Raw genomic sequence first — 9,900 nt, 5'->3', positions numbered from 1 at the left:
GGGCCGCGGGCGAGCCGGCCTCGCCGCCGCACCCCCAGGGGAGGGCCTCCGGCAGCCCCGCGGGCAGCGGCCACGGGAACGCGTACGGGCGGGCCGCTCGGCCCTGAGGCACCCGCCGGGACGTCGTCGGCGGACCGCTCGCGACGGGTCGGGTCGAGCGCGCGCCTGAGAGGCCGCCGTGAGAGACCGCGGTCGGACGGCGGCCGGCACCTTCCGTCGTGTCGGTCGCAGCCCCTACCGTGAGCCTCCCGCGCCGACGTCGGCGTCGGCGTGACCAGGAGGTGGCGGGTGGTACCGAGGCAGGGCCCCGGTTCTCTCCTCATGCCGGCGGAGTGGGAACTCCACGAGCGCACGTGGATGGCCTGGCCCTCCGGGGGGTACACGCTGGGGGAGACGCCCTCGGACGCCGACGCTGCCCGGGGCGCCTGGGCGGCCGTCGCGAACGCCGTGGGGGAGCACGAGCCGGTCACCATGGTGGTCGCCGCGCACGAGCTCGGGCAGGCGGAGCGCCTCCTCTCCTCGTCCGTCGACACCGTCGTCCTCCCGCTCGACGACGCCTGGATGCGGGACATCGGCCCCACCTTCGTGCGGGCGCCCGACGGAGCCGTGGCGGCGGTGACCTGGGTCTTCAACGGCTGGGGGCAGCAGGACTGGGCTTCCTGGGAGCACGACGCGCGGATCGGGTCCGAGGTGGCGCGGCTCGCCGGGGTCGAGACGGTGCCCTCCACCCTGGTGAACGAGGGCGGCGGCCTCCACGTGGACGGCCGCGGCACGGTACTGGTCACCGAGACGGTGCAGCGCGACCCGGCGCGCAACCCCGGCTGGTCCCGCGCGGACGTCGAGGCGGAGCTCGCCCGCACCGTCGGGGCACGGCGGGTGGTGTGGCTGCCGCGGGGGCTCACCCGGGACAGCGAGCGGTACGGCACGCGCGGCCACGTCGACATCGTCGCCACGGTCACGCCTCGCGGCGCCGTCCTCCTGCACGACCAGCGGGACCCGGCGCACCCCGACCATGCGGTCTGCGCGACGCTGCGCCGCACCCTGGAGGCCGCTGCGGACGCCGAGGGCCGGCCCCTGGAGGTCGTCCCGCTCCCGGCGCCCCGCACGCTGCGTGACGCCGACGGCTGGGTCGACTGGAGCTACGTCAACCACTACGTCCTCAACGGTGCCGTCGTCGCGTGCGCGTTCGACGACCCGGCCGACGACGAGGCGGCGGCCGTCCTGGCCGAGGCGTACCCGGGCCGCGTGGTGGTCCGGGTCGACGCGCGACCGCTGTTCGACCGTGGTGGCGGCGTCCACTGCATCACCCAGCAGCAACCGGCTCGCCTGTCGACGGGTGGGCCACGCGAGGAGGAGGCGCCGTGGAGCTCGTGACGGCGTTCGACGTCCCGGACTCGCCCGCCCGGACCGGCCCGGGGGAGGGCCCCGTCGTCCGGGTCGGGGTGGTCCAGCACCGGTGGTCCCCCGACGCCGCCCGGGTCGCGGCCGACCTCGACGCGGGCGTCGCGCTCGCCGCGCGGCACGGGGCGACCGTCGTCTTCCTGCCCGAGCTCACGCTCTCCCGGTACCCGGCCGACCAGCGAGGCGGGCCCGACGCGTGCGACGCGGCGGAGGACCTGCCGGACGGCCCGACCGTGCGCCTGGCCGCCCGGCTCGCCCGCGACCACGGCGTACTCGTCCAGGCCTCGCTGTACGAGCGCGCCGACGGGCCCCGCGGCCGGGACGGCCTCGGGTACAACACCGCCGTCCTCCTCGCCCCGGACGGTGGCGTCGTCGGCCGCACCCGCAAGCTGCACATCCCGGTCACGGCGGGCTACCACGAGGACACCTACTTCCGGCCCGGGCCGGCCGGCGGGGACCCCTACCCCGTGCACGAGCACCCGCTCCTGGGCGGTGCGCGGCTGGGGATGCCGACCTGCTGGGACGAGTGGTTCGGCGAGGTCGCCCGCGCCTACGCCCTCGCCGCCGCGGACGTGCTGGTCTACCCGACGGCGATCGGCTCCGAGCCGGACCACCCCGGGTTCGACACCGAGCCGCTGTGGCGGCAGGTGATCGTCGGGCACGCCATCGAGAACGGCCTGTTCATGGTCGTGCCGAACCGGTGGGGCTCCGAGGGTCTCGTGACCTTCTACGGGTCGTCGTTCGTCTGCGACCCCTACGGCCGGGTGCTCGCGCGCGCGCCGCGCGACGCGTCGGCGGTCCTCGTGGTGGACCTGGACCTCCAGCAGCGGCGCGACTGGCTGACGCTCTTCCCGTTCCTGCGGACCCGCCGCCCCGACGCCTACGGTCCGCTCGTGGCCCCCGTGGGCGAGGGGCTCACCGCCCCGGTGCCGCCGTCGACGGCGGACGTGGCAGCGGCGCCGCACGCGGCACCGGCACCGACCCATCCGTGAGCCGTCCGGCCGCGAACCCCACCCGACCGACGACCGACCGATCGACCAGGAGCCACCCATGAGCCCGACCCGCCGTCATGTCCTCGCCGGAGCCGCGGGAGCCGCCGCCGGGGCGTGCCTGCTCGCCGCGTGCGGCGCGTCGGGCGCCGAGTCACCCTCCGGCGCGAGCCCCGAGGGCGGTGAGGACGCGGGCGACGGCGCCGGCGAGGGCGGGGGCGGCGGCGCGCTGACCGCGCTCGCGGACGTCCCGGTCGGCGGGGCGGTCCTCGTGACGAGCGCCTCCGGGCTGCGGGTCCTGGTCGCCCAGCCGGCCGAGGGCGAGGTCGTCGCGTACAGCGCGGTCTGCACGCACCAGGGTTGCACGGTCGCCCCCGACGGGGCGGAGCTCGTGTGCCCGTGCCACGGATCGGTGTTCGACCTCGCGACCGGCGACGCCCTGCAGGGCCCGGCGACGGGGGCGCTGGCACCGTTCGGCGTGCGCGTCGAGGGCGGTGACGTCCTGGAGGCGTGATCGTCTGCGGTTGCGGCACCCTCCTCGCGGTCGTCCAATCAAGAGGTCGGGGCACGGCGCCTCCGGCGACGACGAGAGGTGACGGCCATGGAGACCGAGACGATCGTGTGGATCGTGGTGGCGGTGCTGGTGCTCGCCCTGATCATCGGGCTCGCGCTGTGGTGGTCCCGCCGCAGCTCCGGGCGGCGGGTCGACAAGCAGCGCCAGGAGGCCGCCGACCTGCGCCGGCAGGCCGAGGCCGAGAAGGTCGACCTCCAGCGGCGTGAGGCCGAGGCCCAGCGTCTCGACGCCCATGCCCGGCTCGCCCAGGCGGAGGCGGACACCCGGTCCGCCGAGGCCGCACGGCTGCAGGCCCAGGCGCGGGAGCGCTCGGACGAGCTCTCGGGCCCCCGTGAGGACGTCCAGGAGCGCCTGCGCCGGGCCGACGAGCTGGACCCGGACCGACCGACGGCCGCCGACCGCGACCACGACGGCGCGGCACGCGGGACGGACGGCGTCCGCGGCGAGCACGACACGCGGCGCGGGTACGACGAGGACCGGTCCGACCGGGCGCCGGAGCCGGCGCACCGGAATCCCGACCGACGCGACGACACGGGCGGTGGCGCAGCCCGCTGACCGGTCCGCGGGAGGTCGCACGGAGCGGCGGGCCGGAGCACCGACGAAGGTCCTCCACCCGGTGAGACCAAGGTCCCCGGGAGGGGCCGCGGCGGTTGCCGACAGTAGAGGCATGGACACGCTCACCCCCCGCCCCGACCTCATCCCTGTCGACGACGAGGACGACGAGCTGCCCGAGTTCTGGGACTGATCCCCGGCCGGACAGCTCGACACCCGCCAGGAGGGCGGCACCGTCAGGTGCCGCCCTCCGGCGCGTCCGGCCCCGGTGGGCGGGCAGCGGCGGACCTGCGGGACACTGGGCACGGGCGCCCCGTCGGGGACGACGCGCGGCGCCCGGAACGGACCACGAACCGCAGGGAACCAGGGAGCACACCGGTGGACCAGCCGAGAATGAACGTCGAGTCCTTCAACCTCGACCACCGCACCGTCGTGGCGCCGTACGTGCGCCTGGCCGACCGCAAGGTGCTCCCAGCCGGCGACGTGCTGCGCAAGTACGACGTGCGCTTCGCCCAGCCGAACGTGGAGCACCTCGAGATGCCGGTCGTGCACTCCCTGGAGCACCTCTTCGCGGAGCACTCGCGCAACCACTCCGACCGCGTGGTCGACTTCTCGCCCATGGGCTGCCAGACCGGCTTCTACCTCATCCTCTCGGGGGAGTGGGAGGACGCCGAGGTCCACGACCTCGTCGCGGCCACCCTGGAGGACGTGACGCGCGCGGCGGAGGTGCCGGCCGCCAACGAGACGCAGTGCGGCTGGGGCGCCAACCACACGCTGGCCGGGGCGCAGGAGGCCGCGCGCCGGTTCCTCGCGGCCCGGGACGAGTGGAGCACGGTGACCGCATGAGCGTCCCCCCACCCCGGGACGGCCGCCTGCCCGAGGTCAAGGCCGCCGTCGTCGTCGCGATGGACGACGAGGCCGCCCCCTTCCTGGAGCGGGCGTCGCACGTCGGTGACCCGGTAGCCGTCGGCGGTGCCGTCGAGCGGACCCTCGTGGTGGAGGGGCGCACCCTCCTCCTCGTGCGCAGCGGCATCGGCCTCGTCAACGCCGCGACGGCCGTGGCCGTGGTCCTCGCGACCGTCCGCCCGCGCGTCGTCGTGAGCGCCGGGAGCGCCGGCGGGCTCGGCGAGGGGGTGCGCGTCGGGGACGTCGTGGTCGGCGAGCGGTACGTGTACTCCGCCGCGGACGCGCGTGCCTTCGGCTACGCGCTCGGCCAGGTCCCCGGGATGCCGGAGACGTACGCCGCCGACGACGCCCTGGTCGCGGCCGTGGCGGGCGCCGCCGCGACCGCGGCGGCCGACCTGGTGCTGCGGACCGGCACGGTCCTGTCCAGCGACACGTTCGTCGACGCGTCGCGGGTGCCGGGCCTGCGGTCGGCCTTCCCCGAGGCGCTCTCGACGGACATGGAGTCCACCGCGCTGGCCCACGCCTGCTTCGTGCACCGGACCGCCTTCGTGTCGGTCCGGGGCATCTCGGACCTGTGCGGCCCGGCTGCCGAGGGCGACTTCCTCACGCACGTGGACGACGCCGCGGACCGGTCCGCGCGGGTCGTCCTGGCTGCCCTCGCGGGCGCGCCGCTCCCGGGACCCGCCCTCAGGAGCTGATGTCCTTGGTGGTGAAGCGGGCCCACGCGGCCGCCGTGAAGACGGCCGTGTAGGCGAGCGCCGAGACGACGCCCGGCAGCAGGGCCTCCGTCGCGACGGGGTCCCGCAGGAGGTCCACGAACGCGAACCACCAGTGCGTCGGCAGGTACTCGTGGATCGGCTCGAGCTGGGAGAGCGCGTCGAGGATCTGGCTCGTCAGCGCCACGACCAGGACGGCGATCGTGGCCGCGAGCGGCTGCTCCGTCAGCGTGGAGATGAACAGCCCGATGGCACCCAGGGCGACCAGGCACAGGGTCAGGTATCCGCACACGAGGAGAAGACGGCCGACCCCCTCCGCGAAGGACAGGGTGGTGCCGGAGATCGTCGGCAGGGGTCCGGCACCGAAGAGCGCCACGCCGACGACGCCGCCGACCCCGGCGACCAGCAGCGTCGCGGAGGCGGCGAAGACGACCAGGGCGGCGAGCTTGACCAGCAGCAGCCGGGTCCGCTCGACCGGGACCACGAGCAGGTAGCGCAGGGTGCCCTGGTTCGCCTCGCCGGCCACGGTGTCACCGGCGATGGTGGCGACGGCGGTGGGCAGGAAGAACGGCATCTGGACGAAGAGCGCGGCGAGGGCCACGAACAGGCCGTTCACGGTGATCTGGCCGAACAGGAACGAGTCGCCGTCGCCCGAGCCGGACACGCGGATCGACACGGCGATGATGATCGGGACCGCGGCGAGCACGAGCGCACCGGCGAGGTTGCGCCTGCGCCGGTAGATGAGCCGGAGCTCGGAGCGGAAGAGCCGCCACGTGGCCCCGCGCGGGACGGCACGTGCGCCGCCGGCGGGGGCCATTCCGGTAACGAGGTTACCGAGCCGCTCCGCGTCGCCCGCGGGGGCCGTGTGGGTGGCGCGGTGCAGGCCCGCGTCAGCCGCTGACATCGAAGCCCTCCCCGGTCAGCTCGACGAACATCTCCTCCAGGTCCGCCGTGCGGACCTCCACCCCGCGCACCGGCACCCCGGCTCCGACGAGCGCCACGACGACGTCCTCCGGGGCGGTGGTCCCCAGGGTCGCCGTGACGGCGTCCGCGTCGAGCGCGACCGCCGCCAGCCCGAGCCGGTCCAGGACCCGGGCGGCGCCCGCCGGGTCGGTCGAGCGGACCGCCACGACGGCGGCGCTCCGGGCGCGCAGGTCCGGCAGGGTGTCCTGGGCGACGAGCCGGCCGCGGTGCATGACGCCCACGTGGCTGCAGACCTGCTCCACCTCCGACAGCAGGTGCGTGGACAGCACGACCGTCGCACCCGAGGCCGCGAGCTCGAGCAGGAGGCTGCGCACCTCGCGCGTGCCCTGCGGGTCCAGGCCGTTGGTCGGCTCGTCCAGCACGAGCAGGTCCCGCGGACGCAGGAGCGCGGCGGCGAGGCCGAGGCGCTGGCGCATGCCGAGGGAGTAGTGGCGGAACCGCTTGCCGGCCGCCGCGGCCAGCCCGACGCGCTCCAGCGCGACCTCGATGCGCCGGTCCAGCGTGCGCGGGTCGGTGGTCCGGTCGGCCGCGTCGAGGCGCCGCAGGTTCTCCACCGCCGACAGGTAGGGGTGGAAGGCGGGCCCCTCGACGAGCGCACCGACGCGCGGGAGCACGTCCGCGGCGCCGTCGGGCATCGCACGTCCGAGCAGGTAGCGCTCGCCCGCCGTGGGCTGGAGCAGGCCGAGCAGCATGCGGATCGTGGTGGTCTTGCCGGACCCGTTGGGGCCGAGGAAGCCGTAGACGGCGCCGTGCGGCACAGCGAGGTCCACGCCGTCGACCGCGACCTGCCCGGACCGGAACCGCTTCGTCAGGCCGCGTGTGGCCAGGGCGAGGTCCGCGGTCGGTGCCGGTGCGGCGACGGTGTCCAGGAGCGGGGCGCTCACCCGGTCGGCCCGGTCGGCCCGGGCGACGCGGAGCGCGTCAGTGCGGCCTCGAGGGTCGTCCGGTCCACCGCGCCGACGACGACGCGGCCGTCGTCGGCCACCAGGACGCTGAGCAGCCGGGACGTGAGCAGGCGCCCCGTGCCCCAGTCGCCCTCGACCGCGGGGAGGGACTCCAGGAGCAGCGCGACCTGGGCGGTCGGCGGGACGTCGGCGTCGTCGTCACCACCGTGCCGCGGCCCGAACGACGCGCCGTCCTCGCTCTCGGGGGCGGGCATCCCGGCAGCCCCCTGGGCGAGCGCCTCGAGGGCACCCGGGGGGAGCGACGCCACGAGCACGGACGCCCAGCCGTCGCCGACCAGGTCGACCGGGGGACCGTCCCCCGGCCCGGTCGTGCCGGCGCCCGGGTCCTGGGCCCCGCCGTGGGGCGCCGTCGCGTCCTCGGCGGCCTGCCGGAGGTCGACCTCCTCGACCGTGGCCCCCGGCGGCGGGGTGAACGTGACCGTCTCCTCGTCCGGCGGGACCAGGCTCAGGCTCGTGAAGCCGACCTCGAGGGCCGGCGGCTCGTGACCGACGGCGAACACCTGGACGCGGGTGGGGACGCGGTCCGCGGCGTCGACGGCGATCCGCACGGACTCCACGAGGGAGCCGTCCGCGCGCGGCGTGAGCACGAGCTGGTGGGCCGGCCGGCCGGCGACCGTCACCGGGTCGCCCACGGTCACGTCCGTCGACGGCCCGACGGCCTCGAGCAGGAGGTCGGTCACCTCGCGCGGGGTGAGCGGCGGGACCACCGCGTCGACGCGGGCCCGCAGGTCCGCGGCCGGCGTGCCCGGGCCGTCGTCGGGCAGGAGGTAGCGCGTGGCGAGGCGGTCGTCGCTGGACCACGTCCACAGGTCCTCGCCGTCCGACACCGCGGTGAGCTCGCCCATCTCGCCGTGCAGCGAGACGCGGGAGCGGTCCGGGCCGACCGCCCAGACGCGCAGGGTGTGCTCCCCGTCCAGCAGCGACAGGGCGTCCGTGCTGCCGCCGGGGCCCCCGCCCTGCCCGGTGAGCCCCGCCAGGGACGGCAGGCCCAGGTCGGCGCGGTGCACGAGGGTGCCGGACAGACCGGCCACCTCGGCCGTCTGGAGGTCGTCGATCAGCTCGGCGGCCGTGCGCTCGGGGAGGTCGGGCTCGGCCGCGGCCACCACCGGGGCGACGAGGCCCGCGCCGACGACGGCCACCGCGAGTCCCGTGGGGACCGCCCAGCGAGCGGCACGGGACCGTGACCAGCGCGCGGCGCGCGACGGCTGCCGGGTCCGGGGGGCGGTGCGCGGGTCAGGGGCGGACGTCATGCCCCCATCCTCGCCCGGGCCGGGGGGTGCGTCGAGGTCCGCACGGACCACATCGGCCGCCCGCTCAGTCGTACCTCAGGAGGATGCGGGCGCAGGATGGGGCCATGGTGCGACGCAGCGCGGGCCTCCTGCCCTTCCGCCGTGCCGCGGACGGGCCGCCCGAGGTCTTCCTGGGCCACATGGGCGGACCCCTCTGGGCACGCCGGGAGCAGGGGGCCTGGACGGTGATCAAGGGCGAGGTCGATCCCGGCGAGGACGCGGCGGCCACGGCCGAGCGCGAGTTCGCGGAGGAGACCGGCCTCGCCGTCCCGTCCGGTCCGCGGGTGCCGCTGGGCACCGTGCGGCAGCGCGGCGGCAAGGAGGTGACGGTGTGGGCCGTCGAGGCGGACCTCGACGCCGACGCCGCCGTGAGCGGCACGTTCGAGATGCCCTGGCCGCCGCGGTCGGGGCACGTCCAGGCGTTCCCCGAGATCGACCGCTTCCGGTGGTGGCCGCTGGTGGCCGCCCGGGACGTCGTCGTCGGTGCGCAGGTCGAGCTGCTGGACCGGCTGGCCGCGGCCGTGGGCACGCTCGTGGTCCCGGGTGCTCCCGACGCGTCGGGGTGAGGCGGCGGACGGCTCGCAGCCGTCGCCCCGGTGGGACCCCTGGTCGCGTGGGCGACGGTTCAGGGTTCATGTCCGGGTGTCCCCCGATCCCGCCGACCACCGGTGTGGGCCACGGTGTCTCCGGCAGCGGCGAGCCCTCGCTGCCGGCCGGACCCACGCGACCAACGAGGACACCATGGACTGCACGACCTCTGCCGCACCCGCCCTGACGGTCGCGGGCGTCGACCGGCCCGGGGGTCGGCGCGCCCGGCGGCTCGCGGGTGCCGTCACGGCGCTCGCGCTCCTGACCGGCGCGGCGGCCTGCTCGACGGTCGACGTGGGACCGCGGACGACGCAGGACCGCCCGGTCGCCGACGTGACGTCGGTGCGTCTGGAGACCTCGGGCCGCCTCGTCGTGCAGCGCGGCGACGAGCCGTCCCTGCAGGTCACGGCCGGTGAGTTCGTGCTGGACCGGCTCACGAGCGAGGTCGTGGACGACACCCTCGTGCTCGGGGTCGACCGGACCGGCACGGGATCCCTGGGCCCGGTGGAGTACCGCCTCACCGTCCGGGAGCTCGCGGCGGTCGACGTGCGCGGGTCCGGGGAGGTGCAGGGCCACGGGGTGACCGGTGCGGACCTCGCGGTCCAGGTCAGTGGCTCCGGCGACGTCGATCTCACCGAGCTCGACGCCGACGGCGTGGAGATCCTCGTGGAGGGCTCCGGTGACGTCCGGCTGGAGGGACGGACGTCCCACGAGGCGGTCGTGCTGGACGGCTCCGGCGCGGTGGTCGCCGACGACCTCGACGCCGAGCAGGCCGACGTGACGGTGCGCGGCTCCGGCGACGTGGAGGTCCACGTCACCCGGGACCTGCGCGTCGTCGTCGAGGGGAGCGGCGCGGTGACCCACACGGGGGACGCCGAGGTCGACGCGGACGTGCGCGGCTCGGGCGAGGTCCGCGGACGCTGAGCACGGGTCCTA

General features: G+C 76.4%; 12 protein-coding genes. 9 read left to right on the top strand and 3 right to left on the bottom strand.

The window, feature by feature from the left end; all coding sequences use genetic code 11:
* Positions 1 to 321 precede the first annotated feature (321 nt).
* The 7 genes from N866_RS08710 to mtnN all read left to right on the top strand — a co-directional run bounded on the left by N866_RS08710 (position 322) and on the right by mtnN (position 5,120).
* Positions 322 to 1,374, top strand: a complete 1,053-nt coding sequence (locus tag N866_RS08710; protein ID WP_052022668.1) for an agmatine deiminase family protein — start codon at positions 322 to 324, stop codon at positions 1,372 to 1,374.
* Positions 1,362 to 2,393 carry a nitrilase-related carbon-nitrogen hydrolase gene (locus N866_RS08705; protein WP_081802469.1) on the top strand — a complete coding sequence of 344 codons (1,032 nt, stop codon included), beginning with the start codon at positions 1,362 to 1,364 and terminating at the stop codon, positions 2,391 to 2,393. The genes N866_RS08710 and N866_RS08705 overlap by 13 nt, the downstream gene beginning before the upstream one ends.
* Positions 2,394 to 2,451: 58 nt before the next feature.
* Positions 2,452 to 2,904 (top strand): Rieske (2Fe-2S) protein, encoded by a 453-nt coding sequence (locus N866_RS08700; RefSeq protein ID WP_034225347.1) that lies wholly within the window; start codon positions 2,452 to 2,454, stop codon positions 2,902 to 2,904.
* An 87-nt stretch (positions 2,905 to 2,991) separates the two neighbouring features.
* Positions 2,992 to 3,519, top strand: a complete 528-nt coding sequence (locus N866_RS08695) for a hypothetical protein (protein ID WP_155855266.1) — start codon at positions 2,992 to 2,994, stop codon at positions 3,517 to 3,519.
* A 61-nt stretch (positions 3,520 to 3,580) separates the two neighbouring features.
* Complete coding sequence (locus N866_RS22590; RefSeq protein WP_281173212.1) at positions 3,581 to 3,709, top strand: hypothetical protein; 129 nt, start codon at positions 3,581 to 3,583, stop codon at positions 3,707 to 3,709.
* Positions 3,710 to 3,909: 200 nt separating this feature from the next.
* Complete coding sequence (locus tag N866_RS08685; protein ID WP_034225343.1) at positions 3,910 to 4,362, top strand: S-ribosylhomocysteine lyase; 453 nt, start codon at positions 3,910 to 3,912, stop codon at positions 4,360 to 4,362.
* A complete protein-coding gene (gene mtnN, locus N866_RS08680) occupies positions 4,359 to 5,120 on the top strand; it encodes a 5'-methylthioadenosine/S-adenosylhomocysteine nucleosidase (RefSeq protein ID WP_034225354.1) in 762 nt (253 codons plus the stop codon). The genes N866_RS08685 and mtnN overlap by 4 nt, the downstream gene beginning before the upstream one ends.
* Here the strand turns inward: mtnN and N866_RS08675 are convergent.
* From N866_RS08675 to N866_RS08665, 3 genes are read right to left on the bottom strand one after another with little or no spacing between them, the layout of a single operon-like run.
* Positions 5,110 to 6,042 (bottom strand): ABC transporter permease, encoded by a 933-nt coding sequence (locus N866_RS08675; RefSeq protein WP_216699407.1) that lies wholly within the window; start codon positions 6,040 to 6,042, stop codon positions 5,110 to 5,112. The two genes, mtnN and N866_RS08675, sit on opposite strands and share 11 nt — an antisense overlap.
* Positions 6,029 to 7,006, bottom strand: coding sequence for an ABC transporter ATP-binding protein (locus N866_RS08670; RefSeq protein WP_081802468.1), 978 nt, complete (start codon positions 7,004 to 7,006; stop codon positions 6,029 to 6,031). The genes N866_RS08675 and N866_RS08670 overlap by 14 nt, the downstream gene beginning before the upstream one ends.
* Positions 7,003 to 8,337 carry a hypothetical protein gene (locus N866_RS08665; protein ID WP_052022663.1) on the bottom strand — a complete coding sequence of 445 codons (1,335 nt, stop codon included), beginning with the start codon at positions 8,335 to 8,337 and terminating at the stop codon, positions 7,003 to 7,005. The genes N866_RS08670 and N866_RS08665 overlap by 4 nt, the downstream gene beginning before the upstream one ends.
* Before the next feature lie 104 nt (positions 8,338 to 8,441).
* Here N866_RS08665 and N866_RS08660 point away from each other — a divergent pair, with 104 nt between their 5' ends.
* Together N866_RS08660 and N866_RS19835 are read left to right on the top strand one after the other, a co-directional pair.
* On the top strand, positions 8,442 to 8,942 hold the full coding sequence (locus N866_RS08660) for an NUDIX hydrolase (RefSeq protein ID WP_052022661.1): 501 nt from the start codon (positions 8,442 to 8,444) through the stop codon (positions 8,940 to 8,942).
* A gap of 175 nt (positions 8,943 to 9,117) precedes the next feature.
* Positions 9,118 to 9,888: a head GIN domain-containing protein gene (locus N866_RS19835; RefSeq protein ID WP_052022659.1), complete on the top strand. Its 771-nt coding sequence runs from the start codon at positions 9,118 to 9,120 to the stop codon at positions 9,886 to 9,888.
* The last annotated feature ends 12 nt before the right edge of the window (positions 9,889 to 9,900 follow it).

Origin of the sequence: Actinotalea ferrariae CF5-4 (assembly GCF_000603945.1) — a bacterium.
Lineage (GTDB): Bacteria > Actinomycetota > Actinomycetes > Actinomycetales > Cellulomonadaceae > Actinotalea > Actinotalea ferrariae.
The sequence above is the reverse complement of the archived record's forward strand: the minus strand, read 5'-3'. Positions and strand labels throughout refer to the sequence as shown.